18 protein-coding genes and 1 tRNA gene are annotated in these 19,375 nt (G+C 72.0%); 11 read left to right on the plus strand and 8 right to left on the minus strand.

Features of this window, described 5'->3' with window-relative positions:
• Positions 1–174: 174 nt before the first annotated feature.
• The 4 genes from NH339_RS12145 to NH339_RS12160 form a co-directional block, all read right to left on the minus strand.
• On the minus strand, positions 175–1,410 hold the full coding sequence (locus tag NH339_RS12145; protein ID WP_253025644.1) for an RtcB family protein: 1,236 nt from the start codon (positions 1,408–1,410) through the stop codon (positions 175–177).
• A gap of 58 nt (positions 1,411–1,468) precedes the next feature.
• Positions 1,469–1,542: transfer RNA gene (locus tag NH339_RS12150), tRNA-Arg, on the minus strand.
• A gap of 31 nt (positions 1,543–1,573) precedes the next feature.
• A complete protein-coding gene (locus tag NH339_RS12155; RefSeq protein ID WP_253025646.1) occupies positions 1,574–1,951 on the minus strand; it encodes a WhiB family transcriptional regulator in 378 nt (125 codons plus the stop codon).
• A gap of 174 nt (positions 1,952–2,125) precedes the next feature.
• The gene (locus NH339_RS12160; protein ID WP_253025648.1) at positions 2,126–2,278 is read right to left on the minus strand and encodes a hypothetical protein; all 153 of its coding nucleotides are present in this window, start codon (positions 2,276–2,278) and stop codon (positions 2,126–2,128) included.
• Between the two features lie 165 nt (positions 2,279–2,443).
• On the opposite strand from NH339_RS12160, the gene NH339_RS12165 reads away from it, so the two are divergent.
• The 5 genes from NH339_RS12165 to NH339_RS12185 all read left to right on the plus strand — a co-directional run bounded on the left by NH339_RS12165 (position 2,444) and on the right by NH339_RS12185 (position 6,324).
• Entirely contained in the window at positions 2,444–3,298 is an 855-nt protein-coding gene (locus NH339_RS12165; protein ID WP_253025650.1) for a histidine phosphatase family protein, read from the plus strand.
• Positions 3,299–3,343: 45 nt separating this feature from the next.
• The gene (locus tag NH339_RS12170; protein ID WP_253025651.1) at positions 3,344–3,904 is read left to right on the plus strand and encodes a DUF3090 family protein; all 561 of its coding nucleotides are present in this window, start codon (positions 3,344–3,346) and stop codon (positions 3,902–3,904) included.
• Complete coding sequence (locus tag NH339_RS12175; protein WP_253025652.1) at positions 3,901–4,695, plus strand: SCO1664 family protein; 795 nt, start codon at positions 3,901–3,903, stop codon at positions 4,693–4,695. The genes NH339_RS12170 and NH339_RS12175 overlap by 4 nt, the downstream gene beginning before the upstream one ends.
• An 8-nt stretch (positions 4,696–4,703) precedes the next feature.
• Positions 4,704–5,528: a hypothetical protein gene (locus NH339_RS12180; RefSeq protein WP_253025653.1), complete on the plus strand. Its 825-nt coding sequence runs from the start codon at positions 4,704–4,706 to the stop codon at positions 5,526–5,528.
• A 109-nt stretch (positions 5,529–5,637) separates the two neighbouring features.
• Positions 5,638–6,324, plus strand: a complete 687-nt coding sequence (locus NH339_RS12185) for an SDR family oxidoreductase (protein WP_253025654.1) — start codon at positions 5,638–5,640, stop codon at positions 6,322–6,324.
• A 27-nt stretch (positions 6,325–6,351) separates the two neighbouring features.
• Here the strand turns inward: NH339_RS12185 and NH339_RS12190 are convergent, their stop codons facing one another.
• Entirely contained in the window at positions 6,352–8,280 is a 1,929-nt protein-coding gene (locus tag NH339_RS12190) for a primary-amine oxidase (protein WP_253025655.1), read from the minus strand.
• Between the two features lie 102 nt (positions 8,281–8,382).
• Positions 8,383–9,075, minus strand: a complete 693-nt coding sequence (locus NH339_RS12195; protein WP_253025656.1) for a TetR family transcriptional regulator — start codon at positions 9,073–9,075, stop codon at positions 8,383–8,385.
• A 182-nt stretch (positions 9,076–9,257) separates the two neighbouring features.
• Here NH339_RS12195 and NH339_RS12200 point away from each other — a divergent pair, with 182 nt between their 5' ends.
• The 3 genes from NH339_RS12200 to NH339_RS12210 all read left to right on the plus strand — a co-directional run bounded on the left by NH339_RS12200 (position 9,258) and on the right by NH339_RS12210 (position 12,874).
• A complete protein-coding gene (locus NH339_RS12200; RefSeq protein WP_253025657.1) occupies positions 9,258–10,367 on the plus strand; it encodes a ferredoxin reductase in 1,110 nt (369 codons plus the stop codon).
• 41 nt (positions 10,368–10,408) lie between these two features.
• On the plus strand, positions 10,409–11,563 hold the full coding sequence (locus NH339_RS12205) for an acyl-CoA desaturase (protein ID WP_083516304.1): 1,155 nt from the start codon (positions 10,409–10,411) through the stop codon (positions 11,561–11,563).
• 888 nt (positions 11,564–12,451) lie between these two features.
• Entirely contained in the window at positions 12,452–12,874 is a 423-nt protein-coding gene (locus tag NH339_RS12210) for a hypothetical protein (RefSeq protein WP_253025658.1), read from the plus strand.
• On the opposite strand, the gene NH339_RS12215 is transcribed toward NH339_RS12210, so the two are convergent.
• Both NH339_RS12215 and NH339_RS12220 read right to left on the minus strand, forming a co-directional pair.
• Positions 12,871–13,542: an NADPH-dependent F420 reductase gene (locus tag NH339_RS12215; protein WP_253025659.1), complete on the minus strand. Its 672-nt coding sequence runs from the start codon at positions 13,540–13,542 to the stop codon at positions 12,871–12,873. The two genes, NH339_RS12210 and NH339_RS12215, sit on opposite strands and share 4 nt — an antisense overlap.
• Positions 13,539–14,633, minus strand: a complete 1,095-nt coding sequence (locus NH339_RS12220; RefSeq protein ID WP_253025661.1) for an LLM class flavin-dependent oxidoreductase — start codon at positions 14,631–14,633, stop codon at positions 13,539–13,541. Before NH339_RS12220 ends, NH339_RS12215 begins: the two co-directional genes overlap by 4 nt.
• Before the next feature lie 254 nt (positions 14,634–14,887).
• Between NH339_RS12220 and NH339_RS12225 the strand changes: the two genes are divergently transcribed.
• From NH339_RS12225 to NH339_RS12235, 3 genes are all read left to right on the plus strand, one after another.
• Positions 14,888–15,550 carry a nuclease-related domain-containing protein gene (locus tag NH339_RS12225; RefSeq protein ID WP_253025662.1) on the plus strand — a complete coding sequence of 221 codons (663 nt, stop codon included), beginning with the start codon at positions 14,888–14,890 and terminating at the stop codon, positions 15,548–15,550.
• 102 nt (positions 15,551–15,652) lie between these two features.
• Positions 15,653–16,552 carry a bestrophin family protein gene (locus NH339_RS12230; RefSeq protein WP_253025664.1) on the plus strand — a complete coding sequence of 300 codons (900 nt, stop codon included), beginning with the start codon at positions 15,653–15,655 and terminating at the stop codon, positions 16,550–16,552.
• Positions 16,553–16,727: 175 nt separating this feature from the next.
• Entirely contained in the window at positions 16,728–19,313 is a 2,586-nt protein-coding gene (locus tag NH339_RS12235) for a carboxypeptidase regulatory-like domain-containing protein (protein WP_253025666.1), read from the plus strand.
• Positions 19,314–19,375 lie beyond the last annotated feature (62 nt).

A 19,375-nucleotide genomic window follows, 5' to 3' on the forward strand; every position in this document is an offset into this window, starting at 1 on the left:
GGGGGTGCCGGGCCCTGGGCGGCAAACAGCCCGGCGGGGGTGCCGGGCCCTGGGCGGCAGACAGCCCGGCGGGGGTGCCGGGCCCGGGCGGCAAACGAGCACAGCCTCGACACCGGGGCCGGTCGGTCCTGCGCCGACCGGCCCCACCTCTTCCCCGTCCGTCAGCCCACCGGGTCAGCCCTTGACGCAGAGCAGGGTGGTGAGCCGCGCCTCGACCGACACGAGGTCGGTCTGCGCCGCGATGACGGACTCGAGGTCCTTGTACGCCGCCGGGATCTCGTCGACCACGCCGACGTCCTTGCGGCACTCGACGCCCGCGGTCTGGGCGACCAGGTCGTCCTCCGTGAACGTCTTGCGGGCCCGGGTGCGCGACATCCTGCGTCCCGCACCGTGCGACGCCGAGCAGTAGGACTGCTCGTTGCCGAGCCCGCGCACGACGTACGACCCGGTGCCCATCGACCCCGGGATCAGACCGTAGTCGCCCGTACCCGCGCGGATGGCGCCCTTGCGGGTGACCACCAGGTCCACGTCGTCGTACCGCTCCTGCGCCACGTAGTTGTGGTGGCAGGAGATCGCGCGGTCGTACGCCACGTCGCGACCCCGGGCCCCGAAGTACGTCGTGACGACCTCGCGGACGAGGGCCATCATGACCGCACGGTTGCGCGCGGCGTAGTCCTGCGCCCAGTACAGGTCGCGCAGGTACGCCTGCATCGGTGCGGTGCCGGCGAGGAAGACGGCGAGGTCGCGGTCGGGCAGGTCCAGGTTGTGGTCCAGGCCCTTCGCCGCCGCGATGTGCCGCTCCGCCAGCTCCTTGCCGATGTTGCGCGATCCCGAGTGCAGCATGAGCCACACGCGTCCGCCGTCGTCGGACGTCACCTCGATGAAGTGGTTGCCGCCGCCGAGGGAGCCCATCTGCTTCATGGCCTTCGACTCGCGGTCGCGGACCTTCTCGTGCAGGTCGCGGAACCCGCCCCAGAACGTGTCCCAGCCGGCCCCGGCGCCGCCGAGGCCGAGCCGGTCGACGTCGGGTGCGACGTCGTGCGCGTGGAAGCCCACGGGCACGGCGCGCTCGATCTGGTGGCGCAGGCCCCGCAGGTCCTCCGGGAGGTCCTCGGTGGTCAGGTCGGTGCGGACCGCGGTCATGCCGCAGCCGATGTCGACACCGACGGCAGCCGGCGACACCGCGTCGCGCATGGCGACGACGGAGCCGACGGTCGCGCCCTTGCCCAGGTGCACGTCGGGCATGACGCGCAGGCCGTGGACCCACGGCAGGCGCGAGATGGTGCGCAGCTGGGACAGGGCAGCGTCCTCGACGTCGGCCGGGTCGGCCCACATCAGCGTGTCCGCGACGGCACCGGGCAGGCGCGTCGGGAACGCCGTGGCGTCGGGCGGGATGGTCGTGGTGGTCATGGTGGGCCGCCTCCTCGGGCGTGAGGTGTCGATGTGGGGTCATGAAGGACGTGCTGGGTCTCCCCGGGAGGGCTCGAACCTCCGACCTCCCGGCTCGCGACCGGGGGCTCTGTCCAGCTGAGCTACGGAGAGGGGGCTGCCCGACGGCGTGGTGCGGACGCCGTCAGGCAGCGGTCTGGGGCGTCGGCCGCGAGCGGCTCCCCCTCGGCCTTCCCCTGGTGGGGACGGCGGCCAGCGGGGTCCCGTCGGCGAGCAGCACCCCGCCCCAGACACCGCTCTCGGACCTCGCGATCGCGAGCGCGAGGCAGGTGTCACGGAAGGTGCACGTCCCGCAGACCGCCTGGGCGGCGGACAGCTGGCCGTCGTCGCTCGGGAAGAACAGCTCGGGGTCCTGGCCCGCGCACGCCCAGTCGTCCGCGAGGGCGCGCGGCGTCGGGTGGGCGAAGGCCGCGACCACGCCGTGCGTGGTCAGGACCGACGCGACCGTGCTCTCGGTGCGCGCCACGGTCCTGGCGCGGGTCCTGCCGTTCTGCGTCTCCATCGGTGGTCACCTCCCGGGTGGTTCGTCGGTGCGTGCTGGGGTCGTGCTTGCTGTGGTGCGTGTCGGGTCTGGGTCGGGGCCGGACGGCCGTCGGCGTCTCCGGACATGTGAAGGGGCCGCCCCCTCGAGTCGTCTGACTCGCTGGAGCGGCCCCGGGCCGGTGCAGGGGTGCACCTAGGTCATGGGTCGCTCCGTCGCGGGCAGCTTCTGGCCTCGCGGGTCCTGGTCCTCCTCGAGGGAGACGTGCTGCGAGACCACGAGGGCAGCGTGCAGCGCGCGCCCGGCCCAGGGGCCGGTCGCTTCGAGGCTGCTGCGATACGTGGTCACGGGTGGTCTCCTGCTGCGAGGGTGAGGGGTGGCCGGGTGGCGCACCGGTGACCACCGTAGGGGGCGTGGCGCGTCGTCGCCAAGCGATTAAACGAGGCGGTGCACTCGGCAGGCCGGACGCACCACGCCCGGCGGGGTGGGCGGCGCGGCCCTAGGCTCGTCGACATGGCCACTCTCGTCCTGCTGCGGCACGGCCGCACCACCGCCAACGCCTCCGGCGTGCTCGCCGGGCGGACGCCCGGGGTGCTGCTCGACGACCACGGGCGCGACCAGGTCGCGCGCGCGGGAGAGCGGCTCACGGACGTGCCGCTGGCGGCCGTGTACTCGAGCCCGATGGAGCGCTGCCGCGAGACGAGCGCAGCCGTCCTGGCGCACCAGGACCCCTCGATCGTGCTGCGGGTCGAGGAGGCCGTCAGCGAGTGCGACTACGGGTCGTGGCAGGGACGACCGTTGAAGGAGCTGGCGCAGGAGCCGCTGTGGAAGGTCGTGCAGTCGCAGCCGTCGGCCGCCGTCTTCCCCGACGGTGAGTCGATGACGACGATGCAGGCGCGCGCGGTCGAGGCCGTCCGGCGGATCGACGCCGAGGTGGAGGCCCGGCACGGCGCCTCCGCGGTCTGGGTGGCGGTCAGCCACGGCGACATCATCAAGGCGGTGCTGGCCGACGCGCTCGGCATGCACCTCGACCTCTTCCAGCGCATCCAGGTCGACCCGGCGTCGATCTCGATCGTCCGCTACACCGAGGCCCGCCCCTACGTCCTGGCCCAGAACACCCACGCCGGCGACCTCGGCTGGCTGCGCCCGGCCGCCGACGCCGCGGCCACCACCGACGCGGTGCCTGGCGGGGGTGCCGGGCCCGGTCACCAGCAGAGCGCGGCAGATGGTCCCGGCGGGGGTGCCGGGCCCCGGGCGGCAGATGGACCTGGCGGAGGTGCCGGACCCGGTGACCAGCAGGGCGCGGAGACGACGCTGGAGGCCTTGGAGGACGGTCCGGCGGAGCTGGCGGGGCCGGGCCGCTCCTGACGTCGCCGCGCGGCGGAGCGTGGCGACGGACCCTAGAGTGGAGGCATGGCCACCATCGTCCACGGATTCGACTGGCCCGACCGCTTCGTCGTCGGCACGGTCGGCTCACCCGGCGCACGCACGTTCTACCTGCAGGCGAAGGCGGGTCGTGAGCTCGTGAGCGTGGCGGTCGAGAAGGAGCAGTCGGCGGTCCTCGCCGACCGGCTCGACGAGGTGCTCGACGAGCTGATGGCCGAGGACGGCAACCCGTTCAGCATCCCGGCGAGCGCCCCGGACGGCCTGGCCGACCACGAGCCGCTCGACCAGCCGGTGGAGGAGCAGTTCCGCGTCGGTGCGATGGGCCTGGGGTGGGACCCCTCGACCGCGCAGATCGTGATCGAGGCCTTCCCGGTGCTCGACGTGGAGGCGGAGGCCGACGCCGAGGGCGTCGTCGAGGTCGACCCGCCGGAGGCTCTCGTCGTCCGCATCCCGGTCGGCAGCGCCCGCGCGTTCGCGCAGCGCACCCGCGAGGTGGTCTCGGCGGGTCGTCCGGCGTGCCCGATCTGCGAGGTACCCATGGACTCCCCCGACGACCACGTCTGCGAGCTGCCCGACGAGTTCCGGTGAACGAGCTCCCCTTGTCCGCCGACGTCGAGCCGGCGCTGCTGGAGGACGAGCTGGTCCTGACGGGCCGGGTGGTCTCGGCCTCGAACGCGACGTTCGTCGCGACGATCGGCGACGTCCAGGTGGTCTACAAGCCGGTCGCCGGTGAGCAGCCGCTGTGGGACTTCCCCGACGGGCTGCTCGCGCACCGCGAGCTCGCGGCGTACCAGGTCTCGAGGGCCACGGGCTGGGACGTCGTCCCGCCGACCTGGCTGCGCGACGGGCCGCATGGACCGGGCATGGTGCAGCGCTGGCAGACGAGCGACCCCGAGCAGGAGGCCGTGACCATCGTCCGCGCCCGCCGCGTCCCCGACGGCATGCTGCACGTGTTCGACGGCGTCGACGAGCGGGACCGACCGGTCTCGCTCGTGCACGAGGACACCCCGGCGCTGCGGCGGATGGCCGTGCTCGACGTCGTGCTCAACAACGCCGACCGCAAGGGCGGCCACGTGCTGGAGATGCCCGACGGTCACCGCTACGGCGTCGACCACGGTCTGACGTTCCATGCGGAGCACAAGCTGCGGACGGTGCTGTGGGGCTGGCTCGGCCAGCCGCTCACCGAGGAGGAGCTCGACGGCGTGCGCCGGCTGCGCGCCTCGCTCGACGACGCGGCCGGACTCGGTGGCGTGCTGCCCGACCTCGTCACCGCCGCGGAGGTGCAGGCGTTCGGCGACCGGTGCGACGCCCTGCTGTCCGCCGGTACCTTCCCCGCACCGCGCGGACCCATGCCGGCCGTGCCGTGGCCCCCGTTCTAGGAGGAACCATGACGTCCCCGGACACCCTGCTCGTCGGTTGCGGTCGGCTCGGCGCCGACGTGGGCCTGCGCCTCGCCGCGCTCGGCCACCAGGTGGTCGGCATCCGCAGGCAGGCCGCCCAGGTGCCGGCCCCGCTCGTCGGGCTCTCCGCCGACCTGTCCCGGGAGGAGCCGACGTTGCCGGACCTCGACCTCGACCTGCTCGCCGTCGTGCTGACGGCGCGACCGCGCAGCGAGGAGTCCTACCGCGCCACGTACGTCGACGGCATGCTCCGTGCGCTCGACGCCCTCGACCGCCAGGGCTCGCGCCCGCGTCGCGCCGTGCTCGTGTCCTCGACCGCCGTGAACGGCGACGGCGACGACGTGATCACCGAGCAGACGCCCCCGGCACCCGCCGACGCTCCCGCTGCCGTGCTGCTGGAGGCCGAGCAGGCGTTCCTCGACCGTGTGCCGACCGGCAGCGTGCTGCGCCTGTCCGGCCTCTACGAGGGCACCCCTCGCCTCGCCGACGAGGTGCGCGCGGGCGAGGTGAGCGACCCGCACCGGTGGACGAACCGGATCCACCGCGTCGACGCGGCGCGAGCCGCGGTGCACCTGCTGACCCAGGTCGAGGAGCCGGCGCGCGTCTACCTCGGCACCGACGACGAGCCGGCCCTGCGCGGCGACGTCGCTGCGTTCCTGGCCGAGCGGCTCGGGCTGGCACCCCTGCCTCCCGCGGACCCGGCGCAGGGTCACGGGAAGCGGATCTCCAACGCACTGCTGCGCTCGAGCGGCTGGACGCCGGACTACCCGACGTACCGCGAGGGACTCGCCGGCGTCGGCGCTGCGCACTGATCGCTCGACCCGCCGCCGAGGATCCGCGGCGCCCGCTCCGTTCGGGCTGCCGGCTCCGTCGACCGCGGTTAGCGTCGAAGAGCATCCCACCCGATCCCAGGAGGACCCCGTGACCACCATCGCCATCGTCGGAGCCGGCCGAGGACTCGGAGCGGCGGTCGCCCGTCGCTTCGGCAAGGAGGGCTTCGCCGTGGCCCTGCTGGCCCGCAACCAGGAGCGCGTCGACGCGCTGGCCGCCGACCTGCAGGCCGAGGGCATCGACGCCCGAGGCTGGACCACCGACGTCCGCGACCCCGACTCCCTCGCGCGGACCCTCGAGCAGGCCAACGAGACGCAGGGTCCGATCGAGGTCCTGCAGTACAGCCCGCTCCCCCAGAAGTCGTTCCTGCGGCCGCTGCTGGAGACCACCGTCGACGACACGAAGGGCGCCATCGAGTTCTCCGTCTACGGCCCGATCGCCGCCGTCCACGCCGTGCTGCAGAACATGCGCTTCGTCGGCCAGGGCACGGTCCTGTTCGTCAACGGCGGCACCGCGGTGCGCCCCGCGCCGAAGTTCGCCGGCACCTCGCTGTCGTTCGCCGCGCAGTCGGCCTACGCGCAGATGCTGCACGACACGCTCGCCGACGAGGACATCCACGTCGCGCAGCTGGTCATCCCCGGGTCGATCGAGGAGGGGCACCCGCAGAAGGACCCGACGGTCCTCGCCGAGACGCTGTGGTCGATGCACACGGGGCGCGACGAGTTCCGCGTGTTCGCGACCGACATGGACGACGAGGTCTCCGAGACCTCCGACTGACGTCCGCGCACGACGCCGGGCCGGGGCTCAGTGGCAGGAGCCCGGCCCGGTGTGGCAGGCGGACGTCGGCTGGGGCTCGACGTCGAGCGACGGGTTGCGGTCGAAGAACCCGACGGGCTTGAGCCAGAACGACACGATGTCGGCCGGCATCACCGGCCAGTCCTCGGGCCGCGTGATGTGGTGGATGCCGAAGGTGTACCAGAGCACGACGTCGGTGTCGGCCGTCGAGCGTCCCTGCTGCACCCACTCCGGCAGGCCGTGGTCGACCCGGCTCTGGTTCACGAACTCCCCCGCGGGCCAGCGCTCCTCGGAGTCGTGCGGGGTCACCCACACGGTGTGACCGATCACCTGCGCGCGCTGCAGCACCGGCGACGCCGGGTCGAAGAACGACGGGATCGCCCCGCCCGGCACGAGCTTGTAGGAGACGGGCGTCCCCAGCCCGTTCAGCGACCGCTCGTTGACCACCTTCCACGCGCGCTGGCTCTCCCAGCGGAAGTCGTCGTGGCCCTCAAGGGTGATCGGGGTGCTCACCTGCCGGATGCCGAGACCGAGCGGGTTCTCCGGCCCCAAGGGGTCGACGACCGTCTCGCTGCGCACGACCGTGTTCGTCCGCCCGTCGGGCTCGAGGTCGAGCCGGGCGACCAGGAAGTGCTGGTGGTAGGGGGCGTACGTGCGCTCGTCGACGAGCGTGCCGTGCGGGTGCGGCTGCCCCTCCTCGACGTGGGTGACGACCATGATGCCGGTCGCGCGCACCTCGCACTCGATGTTGCCGTCCTCGTAGAAGCGCCAGTAGGTGATGTACTCGTAGTTGGCGACCGTGACGTGGAACGACACCACGAACCGGCGCTGCCGCCGCACCTCGGCGCTGGGCCCGTGCGCACCGTGGTCGACGTGCTTCCAGCCGACGGCGCTGTCCTCCTCGTGCAGGCAGATCGCGTTCGCGATCGTGTACGGCTCGCCGGAGCTGTCGTGCAGGACGGCGTCGAGGTAGCGGATCTCGCCCAGGCAGTCGCAGCCCAGCTCGAGGGACTGCGTCATGAAGCCCAGGCCCCACTCGCCGATGTCGAAGGCGGTGCGCCGGTAGTGGTCGATGCTCGGGTCGCGGTACGGGACGACCATCTCGGCGAAGCTCAGCTGGTGCGCGACCTTGCGCGTGCGGCCCGCGTCGTCGTAGGTGACGGCGTGCAGCGTCATCCCCTCGCGGTGGTTGAAGCCCACGCGCATGGTCCAGTTCTGCCAGCGCAGCTCGTGGCCGTCGACCTCGAACCCGATGCCCTCGGGCTGGACGATCTCCAGCGGCTTGCGCGGCGGGCGATGACCCTTCAGCCGGTCGGGCACGTGCCGCGGGACGTACTCGCCCATCACGTCAGGGCGCGGCACGCTGTGGGTGTCCTCCACGCGCAGCAGCTCCATGCTGTTGAGGTCGATGACGCAGTGCAGGCCGTTGACCGGCCCGGCGTAGGGGTTGGCGCCCTCGGCCGCGCGGACCCACGTGTCGGACCAGCCGATCCGGCGGTCCCGCCACTCCTCGGGCATGACGGCGTCGCCGTAGGTCCACGTGTCCATGAAGACCAGCGAGAGGTCGGTGATGCCGCGCTTCTCCAGCGCGGCCACGACGTCGGGGTGCTCGCGCAGCACGGCGTCGGCCTCCTCCCACTCGTCGACCGTGACGTTCGCCTGCACGTCGGGCACGTGCGCGAAGTGGGTGACGGCGTCGGCGGAGAGGTCGACGCGCGCCCGGAAGGTGCGGTTGGTGGCGCGCTCCAGGCAGATCGCCTCGACCACGCGCGGCGGCACCGTGCCGTCTGCCGCGAAGGCGTCGAGCGCCTGCTTCGACGGCTGGAGGCCCTCGATCGAGCAGTACCGCCAGCCCTCACCCACGCCGTGCTCGGCGGAGAGCAGGGCCGTGGTCGCGCGGAACTCGTCGGACGTCAGCGGGTCAAGCGGATGGCTCACCTGCCGATCATGCCCGTCAGCACGGTCCGGTGGCGAGGAAAACGTCGCGATGTCACCGGAACGTCACGGAATCGGTACCACTGATCGCGTTCCGCGTCGTCGTCAGCTGGTGGTGGTGTCGTCGGCCGCCCGCAGTCGACCACTGCCACCGCGGTCCTGCGGCCGGGAGCGCCACTGGATCGCGCCGATCGACAGCATCCGCAGCTGCGTGGCGGTGGACCGCGCCACCTCCCGCTCGAACGCCGGCGTGCCGGGCCCCTGCAGCAGACGCTCGGCCGCCGCGACCATGGCGATCACGATGAGGTTCGCCGACGTGCGGAGGTCGTCGGTGGACCAGTGCACGGCACCGGGGAGGCGGGCGAAGTCGGTCGCGATCTCGGCCTCGAAGAGGTCCAGCTCGTGGCGGATCGCCGCTCGCACCCCCGGGAGGCCGCCCACCCGCTCGCGGCTGATGAAGCCGAAGTGCTCGGGGTCGGCGCGGACCCGCTCGACGAGGACCTCGACCGACGGACCGATGACGCCGCCGACCGACGGCTGCGCCGCGCGCACGTCGCGCAGCGTGCGCCGCAGGCTCGAGAACGACTCGTCGACGAGCGCCAGACCGAGGTCCTCCGCCGACGCGAAGTGCCGGTAGAACGCGGTCGGCGCGATGCCCACCTCGCGGGCCACATGACGCAGCGACAGGGCCGACAACGAGCTCTGCTCGGTCAACGTGAGGGCGGCGTCGAGGATGGCGCGACGGGTGCGCTCCTTGCGCTCGGTGCGCGTCGGGAGCGCGACGGGCTGGTCGTCCATGACCCAGATCATACGCATCGGTGGACACGTGACCACCGACGCGACGCTGTGACCTGGGCAAACACCGGACGTGCCCGCAGTCACAGCGGCAGGACGTTGACATCCGGGATGTCACATACCGACAGTTGGTGGACAGGTGTCCACCAACACCATCCATCCCGACCCGTGAAGGACACAGCCCGATGACCTCCACCGCCGCGCTCCCCCCGCTCGCCCAGCGCGTGCTCGGCTCCCGCCTGCTCGCGTCGCTCACCTCTCCGCACGGCGTCGACCACTACCTGCGCCAGATCAACCCGATGTGGGCCGCCACCGACGTCCGCGCCCGCGTCGTCGACGTGACCCGCGAGACCGACGGCGAGCACCCCGTCGCCACCCTGACCCTCGAGCCGACGAGCACGTGGCGCGGACACCGGTCCGGCCAGTACGTGCAGGTCGGGCTCGAGGTCGCGGGCCGTCGCACGACCCGCTGCTTCTCGATCTCCTCCGCCGCGTCGCTGCCCGGCGAGCGCTTCACCATCACGGTGCGCGCGCACGAGGAGGGCATCGTCTCCAAGTACCTCGTCCGCGAGGCCCAGCCCGGCCTGATCCTCCACCTGAGCCAGGCGGAGGGCGCGTTCACGGTGCACGAGAGCGCGGCGACGCCGACGAACAACCACCTCGTCATGATCTCCGGCGGGTCCGGCATCACGCCCGTCATGTCGCACATCCGCACCTTCCTGCGCGACGGCTACGACGGACACGCCCAGCGCAAGATCACCTTCGTCCACTACGCCCGCTCGCCCGAGGACCAGATCTTCGCCGACGAGCTGCGCGAGATCGCCGCCGCCGACAACGGCATCACGGTGCACCTGCGCTACGGACCCCACCTGTTCGACGCCGACGAGCTGCGTCTCATGGTCGGCGGCGACTACACCGACATGGACACCTGGGTGTGCGGACCCGCCGGTCTGGTCGAGCTCGTGCAGGAGGCGTACGGCGACTCGCCCCGGCTGCGCGTCGAGTTCTTTAAGCCGCCGGCGTTCGCGAAGGACGACGACGCCGAGGGCACCCTCGCCTTCAACCTCGCCGGGTCCACGGCCTCGAACGACGGGTCGAGCATCCTCGAGCAGGCCGAGGCCGCCGGCCTGACGCCCGAGTTCGGCTGCCGCATGGGCATCTGCTTCTCCTGCACGTCACGCAAGACCGAGGGCACCGTCCGCAACATCCTCACCGGCGAGACGTCGTCGCTGCCCGACGAGGACGTGCGCATCTGCGTCTCCGCCCCCGTCGGCAGCTGCGCCGTCGACCTCTGACCACCCGACCTCACGACCTCCCCCTCCCGGAAGGACACGACATGACCACGATCCCGTTCGTCCCTCGCGCCAAGAAGACCAAGACCCGCGCCTCCGACCCGAAGGTGCCCAACCTGACGCCCGAGCAGCTCGAGGCGTTCGGCAACGAGATGGACGCGCTGCGCCAGCGCATCCTCGCCGACCTCGGCGAGGAGGACGTGAAGTACATCCGCGGCGTCGTCAAGCGCCAGCAGCAGCTCGAGGTCGCTGGCCGCGCCCTCTTCTACGTGCCCCCGGCCTGGCCGCTGGCCGTCGCTGCACTCAGCCTCTCCAAGATCCTCGAGAACATGGAGATCGGTCACAACGTCATGCACGGCCAGTACGACTGGATGGGCGACCCGAACCTCAGCTCGCGCATCTACGACTGGGACAACGTGTGCCCGGGCGAGCAGTGGAAGTACAGCCACAACTACATCCACCACACGTTCACGAACATCCTCGGCAAGGACCGTGACATCGGCTACGGCATCCTGCGGATGGACGCCGACCAGAAGTGGCACCCCTACTACCTGGGCAACCCGCTGTACGCGTTCCTGCTGATGGTCTTCTTCGAGTGGGGCGTGGCGATGCACGACCTCGAGGTCGAGAACATCGTGAAGGGCAAGCGCAAGATCGAGGAGAACGCGCACATGCACTCCGCGATCATGAAGAAGGTAAAGAAGCAGGCCCTGAAGGACTACGTCGTCTTCCCCGCCCTCACCGGACCGCTCTTCCCGCTGACCCTCGCCGGCAACGCCGCCGCGAACCTCGTCCGCAACGTGTGGGCGTTCAACATCATCTTCTGCGGCCACTTCCCCGCGGGCGTCGCGACGTTCACCGAGGAGGAGTGCGAGGACGAGTCGCGCGGCCACTGGTACTACCGCCAGCTGCTCGGGTCGGCGAACATCAGCGGTGGCGAGCTGCTGCACCTGATGTCGGGCAACCTGTCGCACCAGATCGAGCACCACCTGTTCCCCGACATCCCGGCCCGCCGCTACCGGGCCATCTCCGTCGAGGTCCAGGAGATCTGCGAGCGCTACGGCATCGAGTACAACACCGGCCCGCTGCACAAGCAGCTGTTCAGCGTCGCCAAGAAGATCTGCCGCTTCGCCCTTCCCGACCGCAAGCCGCGCCAGGCCGCCCCGGCTCCCGCCGAGGCCACCCCCGCCGCCGCCTGACCGACCAACCCCACGCCGCCCCCACCCGTCCGGGTGGGGGCGGTGTTGGTTGATGGGCGAGGTGTTCGTGCCCTTGCCGGTGGGCCGGCGCGGAGGCTCTGGGCTTGCTGGTGCGTTGGCGCAGGAATTCTTGACCTTGCTGGTGCGCTGCCGCAGGGGGTCCCGTCGTGCTGGTGCGCTGCCGCAGGGGGTCTCGTCGTGCTGGCGCGCTGCCTCGGCTGGCGCTGGGTGTGGTTTCCGAAAGGCCTCGACCGGGCGGCTGGCAGCAGCGTTGGGTTGGGCACTCGGGCTGTGGCCCGCGTCGGACGCAGGGATCTGCGTTCGTGCGTGGGACTCCGAGGCTTCGGCGTTCCCTACGGGATCCCGTCACCAACGCAGAAGCGTTCGAGTCTCAGCGCATGAAGGAAGAATCGTGGGTGCCCTTGGGGGTGGGGTGGGCAGCGCTTCTCCCTTCTCGTGGCACGGTCCACGAGAAGGGAGAACCTCTGCCACGTCTGACCCCTCGGCGGTGGATCTACCACCTGTACAGCGCTGAAAAGGTGGCAGATCCACCGCCGACGGCGATTCGGTGGCAAACCAACCGCTCGACCTCCAAGACCAACCCGCAGCCCGGAACCCCAGACCAGCACGGTCGCCAGCCGCCCGGTCGAGGCCCTTTCGGAGCGCAGGACGAGTCGAAGCCGCACCAGCGCAGCCCCGCCCGAACGAGAAGCCGCGCCAGCGCACCCCCACCCGAGCGAGAAGCCGCGCCGACGCACCCCCACCCGAACGAGAAGCCGCGCCAGCGCACCCCCACCCGAACGAGAAGCCGCACCGACGCAGCCGCAGGCCGACGCCCCCTGTGGACGAGCGCTGGGCGTCCCGGAGTCGGGTGGGGAGGCTGAGGGGATGAGTCCTCTCGACTGCTCGCTCTCCTCCACGGCCGCGCTGACCGCCGCATGGCGGTTCGTCGACGGCGGCTTCGGGTACTCGGCGCCGCAGCTGTTCGTGCTCGTGCTGGACCGGCGGGCGCGGGTCGCGGGTCCGGTGATCCAGCTGTACGACGAGCACCAGGCGGCGGCGCCCGAGGACGAGCTGCTCGGGCTGCTCGTCGAACGGCTCGCGGAGACCCTCGAGGAGCAGGCGCCAGGCGGCGGGGTGGCGTTGATGAAGGCCCGACCCGGGCACTCGTCCGTCCTGACGGCGGCCGATCTGCGGTGGTGCCGCGCCCTGCACCGTCACCTGCAGGCCGCACCCTTCTCGAGCCGGCCCCTGTTCTTCGCCAGTGACGCAGGACCCCGCATCGTCGCGCCCGACGAGCTGATCGGCTAGGCGCGGGCGGCGAGCACCTCGCGGCCGCGCTCGGACTCCGGGAAGCGCGCGACCATCGCGCGCAGCTCGTCGGCGCCCACGTTCGCACCGAACGGCTCCGTCCCCGGCTCGAGCCGCACGCCATCGGCGAGCGACCCCACGACCACGGGGTCGAAGCCGAGCTCGTCGACGAGCCGCGACACCGCGGCCACGGCGTCGGCCTCGTCGCCCGCGACCGCGATCGCCCGACGGTCCGCCGAGCCCGACGGCTGCGCACCGTCCTCGAGGTCGTGGTAGCCCATGTGGTTGAACGCCTTCACGACGCGCGCGTCGGGCAGGAACGCCTGCACGACCTCGCTGGTCGACGTGCGCGGGTCGGTCAGGTCGTCACGGACGCCGTCGACCTCCCACCAGTAGTTCATGGCGTCGACGACGACCTTGCCCGCCAGCGCCTCGACCGGGACGGTGCGGTGCTTGCCGAGCGGCAGCGCCAGCACGACGACGTCGGCGCGGCGGGCAGCGTCGTCGGCCACGGTCGACGTCGCGCCCGGAGCGAGCACGTCGACGGTCAGCTCGATGTCCTCCGCCGGCCCCGACCCCGCCACCAGCACCTCGTGGCCCGCCGCCACGGCGAGCCGGGCGAGGACCGTGCCGACCTTGCCCGCCCCGAGGATGCCGACGGTGGTCATGCCTGCGCCGCCGCCGTCGGGACCGTCGCGTCGGCCGCCAGCAGCTCGCGCACCCGCGGGATCACCTCCGTGCCGTACAGCTCGACCGACCGCAGACGGTCGGCGGCGGGCGTGGACCCGGTCGTGTAGATCATGTCGAAGCGTCCGACGCCGAGCGTGCGGATGGCCGCAGCCATCTTCTGCGCGACCGTCTCGGGCGATCCGAGGTAGAGCGAGCCGTGGGCGATCTCGCGCTCGTAGTCGCGCGGCGTGACCGGCGGCCAGCCACGGTCACGGCCGATGCGGTCGCGCGACGCCTTGAAGTGCGGCCAGGCGATGCGCGCAGCGGCCTCGTCGGTGTCGGCGACGAACCCGGGCGAGTGCATGCCGACCGGGTGCGCGGTCGTGCCGAACTTCTCCGCGGCCCGGCCGTACAGCTCCAGGTAGGGCGCGAACCGGTCGGGCGACCCGCCGATGATCGCGATCATGAGCGGCAGGCCGTAGTGCGCCGCGCGGACGACCGACTGCGGCGAGCCACCGACCCCGACCCAGGTGTCGAGGTGCCCGGAGTCCGTCTTCGGGAAGACGTCGGCACCCTCGAGCGGCGCACGGGTGGTGCCCGACCAGGTCACCGGCTGCTCCTTCAGCAGCTCGGTGAACAGCTGGATCTTCTCCTCGAAGAGCACGTCGTAGTCGGCGAGGTCGAAGCCGAAGAGCGGGAACGACTCGGTGAACGAGCCACGGCCCAGGATCACCTGCGCCCGACCGTTCGACAGCGCGTCGAGCGTCGCGAAGCGCTGGAACACGCGCACCGGGTCGTCGGACGACAGCACCGTCACGCCCGACGCCAGCCGGATCCGCTCCGTGCGCGACGCGATGCCGGCCAGCACCGTCTCAGGGCTGGAGATGGCGAAGTCGTCGCGGTGGTGCTCCCCGAGCGCCATGACGTCGACACCCACCTGGTCGGCGAGCACGGCCTCCTCGACGACCTGGCGGATCGCGTCCGCGTGCGACAGCAGCTCCCCGTCGGGTCCGAGGGGGATGTCGCCGAACGTGTCGAGCCCGAACTGCACGGCGGGCGTCGTCGTGGTGTCGTCGGTCTGCGTGGTCATGCTGGTCACCTTCCGCTGTCGTCTCTCGACCAAAGTAGTTCAAGATTCATCTACTTCAAGCACCGGCCCTCCCCCCACTATTCCGCCTGCCCTCGCAGCGGCCGGCATTCCCTGCGGGACCGCGCCGGAACGCGTACGGTTCTGCCACCGACGGTGGTGGACGGCGAGGGGATCTGACGGTGACGGTGCACGAGGTGGAGCGACCCGCGTACGGGCGCCACCGGGCGGAGACCTCGGGAGGCGAGCGTCGCGTCGTGCTGCGACGACCCGGCACGTGCAGCCTGTGCTCCCGCGCGCTGCCCTCGCGCGCCACCGCGATCGCCGACCGCGACCACGGCACCGTCCGGTGCGTCGAGTGCGAGGGAGGCGCCGCCCTCGCGGCATCGGCGCGCCACCGCCAGGTCGAGCTCGACGACACCCGCCCGACCGAGCCTCCGGTCGCACCCGCCGACCTGAGGCACCGGCTCGACCAGCTGCGCGACCACGACGTGCGGCTGCTCCACGGCCGTCGCGTGCCCGGCTCGTCCGCCACGCTCGACCACGTCGTCGTCACGTCCGGCGGCGTCTGGGTGGTCGCCGAGTCCGACCTCCAAGGGGAGCTGCGGGTCGTCGTCGAGGGTGGCCGGCTGCGCCCCCGCAGCGAGCGCCTCGTCGTGGGTCGACGCACCACGACACGACTGGTCGACATGGTCCTCAAGCAGGCGGAGGCAGTGCGCGACGTCGTCGGCGCCGAGGTCCCGGTGCACCCCGTCCTGTGCGTCGCCGAGGACCGTCCGTCAGCCGACGGCGTGACCACCCGCGGGGTCGCGGTGGTGCGTCCGGCAGAGCTGGAGAGGCTGCTCCTGCGCTCCGGCGACGCCGGTGTCGACGTGCCCGCGGTCCGCCAGCGCCTCGCCGTGGTGTTCCGCGTCGTCTGATCCGCAGGTGTCGCGCACCGCGACGCACCTCTTGGAGTTTCCTCAGTCACCAAGACCCCGATCCGACCTGCGGGCGGGCCCGAGCCGGGCGAGGCTTGAAGCATGATCACCTCGCGCCTCCCGAGGTCAGCATCCGTCTGGCGACCGCTGCTCGTGCCGATGATCATGCTGCTGACCTGGGACGTCGGCGTGACCGTCGCGTTCCAGCTGAACTGGTTCGAGTTCCCGGGCATCACGATCCAGTACACGCTCTACGGCACGGCCATCGCCCTGTTCCTCGGCTTCATGGTCAACGCAGGCTACGCGCGGTGGTGGGAGGCGCGCACCCTCTGGGGCAGCATCGTCAACCACTCGCGGAACGTGGCGCGCGAGGCGACCACGCTGCTCGACCCGACCGTGCCGAACGCGCGGCGCGAGCTCGGCCCCGACATGGTGCGCGCCCAGATCGCCTACGTGCACAGCCTGCGGACGTCGTTGCGCCAGCAGGACCCGCCGCCGGAGATCGACCGCTACCTCTCCCGTGACGCCGCTGTCCGGGTCAAGAACGCCAGCAGCGGACCGACGGCGACCCTGACCCACCTCGGCCGACTCCTGGCCGAGGCGCGTCGTCGCGGCATGATCGACGACTTCGCCCGCGTGCAGGTGGAGTCGACGCTCAGCGTCCTGACCGACGCGCAGGGCGGCCTAGAACGGATCAAGAAGACGCCGCTGCCCGTGCAGTACCGGCTGCTGCCCTCGTTCTTCGCCCGCACGTTCTGCATCATCCTGCCGTTCGCGGTCTACCAGGACCTGCAGTGGTGGACGCCGATCGGCTCGGGCCTGGTCGGCATGATGTTCCTGCTCGCGGTCCAGGTCGGCAAGGACCTCGCGGACCCGTTCTCCGACGACGTGCACGACGTCCCGATGACGGCGATCAGCCGCACGATCGAGATCGACCTGCTCGAGATGATCGGCGCGGACGCTCCCGGCCCGGTGACGCCGGTCGGGCAGGTGCTGTGGTGACGCGACGTCGGCCCGACGTCGGCCCGTCCGGCGCTGAGCACGGCCATCCATCATGCCCCGTCCAGGAGACACCGCGCAGCCCTTCGCGGAAGGTGCGCGAAACTTGTCCATTCGCCTGACATGGCATCGGGCGCGGTCCTAGGGTGCACCGAGTCCTAGCGATCGGAAGTCCCCCGTGATCCCACGCCCCGTCCCCCTGCAGCGCGCCGTCCTCGCCGTCGTCGCCGCCTCCGCCCTCCTGCTCGGCCTCCTGGCCGGCACCGCACCCGCCCAGGCCGCGACCACGGTCGTCACCGGCACCATCACCTCCTTCGACGGCCACCCGGTGTCCACCGGCGTCGAGCTCTACGTCAACATCGCGGAGCCCGACCAGGCCCCGCTGTGGAGCTCGACCCAGCAGGTCTTCAGCGACGAGAACGGCGTCTACCGCTTCGACGAGGGCCTGGACGCCACCCAGTACCGCATTGGCGTCGCGTCCCAGTCGCTGTCAAGCTACGACGAGGAGACGGGCGAGACGACCTTCACGACCCTCGCACCCGTCTTCCACCCCGCCGCCCGCACGGTCGAGTCCGCGACCACCGTGAAGGTCCCCGCCGGTCGCACCACGACCGTCAACATCACCTCCCCCGAGGGCGGGACCGTCTCCGGCACCGTCACGGGACAGCCGGACCTGCGCCACGACAACCTCGCCGTCATCGCGCAGTACCGCGACCCGGCGACGGGCACCTGGGGAACGGCCGGCTTCGCACCGGTCTTCGAGGAGGACCACGCCTACGACCTCGTCCTGCAGCCCGGCAGCTACAAGCTGCGCTTCTACGACGGCAACGGCTACCACTACACGGAGTACTGGAACGACGCCGCCACCCGCGACGCCGGCCAGGACGTGACGGTCACCGCCGGCGGCACCCTCTCCGGCGTCGACGCCGAGCTGGCCCGTGCGGGCCGCATCGAGGGTCGCCTGACCCTCGCCAGCGGCGCCCCGGTCGACACCGACAACTCCTTCACGACGATCGAGCGACGCGACCCGGCCACCGGCACGTGGTCGCAGGTCGACGACGTCGACGGAGGCTACCTCGACGCGGAAGGTCGGTTCGGCTTCGGACCCCTCGTGGCCGGCACCTACCGCGTGAAGGCCGTCTCGAACGGGTACCCCGACACCTACTACGGCGGAGGCCCCGACGGCACCCCGATCACGGTCGAGACCAGCCAGGTCGTCACCGGCATCGACCTCAGCCTCACCAAGCCCGGCTCCGTCTCCGGTGCCGTGCAGCTGCCCACCGGCAAGGCCGCCCCCGGCGCGACCGTCGTCGTCTACGCGAAGGCGGAGTCCGGCACGTGGACCCAGGTCGACGAGTCGTCCACCGACAGCCGCGGCGGCTACGTCGTCAGCGACGTCCCGGCCGGCACGTACGCCGTGCAGGTCTTCCCGGGCAACCCGGCCTACGCACCCCAGGTCTACCTCGGCAAGACCTCGCTCGACGCGGGCACGCCGGTCACGGTCAAGGACGGCGCGCGCACCCGGCTGTCGACGGTGAAGCTGGCCGCCGGCGCCACCGTGTCGGGCACCATCACGCTGCCGAAGGGCGTCAGCGACCAGGTCGCGCGCACCGTCGACGTCGTCGACCCGGCCTCCGGCGACCTCGTCTCGCGCGTGGTCGCGTCGAAGCGCGGCTCCGGCACCAGCTGGACGTACGCCGTGCCGGGCCTCGCCGCCGGCTCCTACCAGGTGCAGTTCGCACGCTCGAGCGGTTCGTCCCTCGCCACCGGACAGTTCTTCAAGAACGTCCCGGAGACGCAGGGGCGCGCGAGCGCCACGGCCGTCACGGTGACCGCGGGCAGGACGACCCCGTCGGTCAACGCGACGCTGCGCACCGGTGCCACGATCACGGGCCGCGTGCTCGACACGCGGGGCGAACCGCTGCGCTGCTCGGTCCTGGCCGTGTCGGCCGACGGCACGCTCACCACGCGGGCCGCGGTGTCGTCCTCCTCGACGGGCGCCTTCACCCTCTCCGGGCTCAGCGCCGGCCAGTACAAGGTCCTCGTCCAGGGCGACGAGTCGGCGTGCGTCGCCGACCCGCAGTCGAACGACGAGACCTCGGGCTACTACTTCGACGGCGACGACACCGCAGGTCGCACGACCTGGGACCCCGCGCAGGCGAACCTGGTGACGGTCGAGGGCACGGGCACGACCGCCCTGGCCGACCAGTACTACGGCCCGGTCGAGGGTGACACGTTCGACAGCGCACCTGCTCCCACGGTCACGGGCAAGGCCGCCGTCGGCTCGCGCCTGACGTCGGACACGGTGGGTGACGCCACCCCCGGCCAGGACGGCATCGCCTACCAGTGGTTCCGCAACGGCAAGGCGATCAGCGGCGCCACCGAGACGGGCTACACGGTCGTCGCGGCCGACGCCGGCACGGTCCTGACCGTCCGGTACACCTGGCGCAAGGAGGGCTACGTCGACGTCGCCACGGCCTCGCGCGACATCAAGATCGGCGCGTACAACCTGGCGAAGCCGACCATCTCGGGCACGCCCGCGGTCGGCAGGACGCTGAAGGCCACCCGCGGCACCTGGGCCGGCACGGGCTGGACCTACGGCTACCAGTGGTACCGCGGCGACGCGGCCATCAAGGGAGCCACGGCGACGACCTACACGGCCACGCGGAGCGACCGCTCGAAGACGCTGACCGTGCGGGTCACCGCTCGCAAGACCGGGTACGCGAGCGCCACCGCCGCGAGCACGGGCACGAAGGTCCGCTGACCGCGGCAGGCACGGCGAGGCCGTCCGTCCCCTCGGGGGCGGGCGGCCTCGCTGTGCCGGGA

This window comes from Aeromicrobium sp. CnD17-E (genome assembly GCF_024124745.1).
Taxonomy (GTDB): domain Bacteria; phylum Actinomycetota; class Actinomycetes; order Propionibacteriales; family Nocardioidaceae; genus Aeromicrobium.

Coding starts and splice junctions, on each gene's coding strand:
- NH339_RS12145 (WP_253025644.1), bottom strand. CDS start 1,410: ATGACCACCACGACCATCCCGCCCGACGCCACGGCGTTCCCGACGCGC.
- NH339_RS12155 (WP_253025646.1), bottom strand. CDS start 1,951: ATGGAGACGCAGAACGGCAGGACCCGCGCCAGGACCGTGGCGCGCACC.
- NH339_RS12165 (WP_253025650.1), top strand. CDS start 2,444: ATGGCCACTCTCGTCCTGCTGCGGCACGGCCGCACCACCGCCAACGCC.
- NH339_RS12170 (WP_253025651.1), top strand. CDS start 3,344: ATGGCCACCATCGTCCACGGATTCGACTGGCCCGACCGCTTCGTCGTC.
- NH339_RS12180 (WP_253025653.1), top strand. CDS start 4,704: ATGACGTCCCCGGACACCCTGCTCGTCGGTTGCGGTCGGCTCGGCGCC.
- NH339_RS12195 (WP_253025656.1), bottom strand. CDS start 9,075: ATGGACGACCAGCCCGTCGCGCTCCCGACGCGCACCGAGCGCAAGGAG.
- NH339_RS12200 (WP_253025657.1), top strand. CDS start 9,258: ATGACCTCCACCGCCGCGCTCCCCCCGCTCGCCCAGCGCGTGCTCGGC.
- NH339_RS12205 (WP_083516304.1), top strand. CDS start 10,409: ATGACCACGATCCCGTTCGTCCCTCGCGCCAAGAAGACCAAGACCCGC.
- NH339_RS12210 (WP_253025658.1), top strand. CDS start 12,452: ATGAGTCCTCTCGACTGCTCGCTCTCCTCCACGGCCGCGCTGACCGCC.
- NH339_RS12215 (WP_253025659.1), bottom strand. CDS start 13,542: ATGACCACCGTCGGCATCCTCGGGGCGGGCAAGGTCGGCACGGTCCTC.
- NH339_RS12220 (WP_253025661.1), bottom strand. CDS start 14,633: ATGACCACGCAGACCGACGACACCACGACGACGCCCGCCGTGCAGTTC.
- NH339_RS12230 (WP_253025664.1), top strand. CDS start 15,653: ATGATCACCTCGCGCCTCCCGAGGTCAGCATCCGTCTGGCGACCGCTG.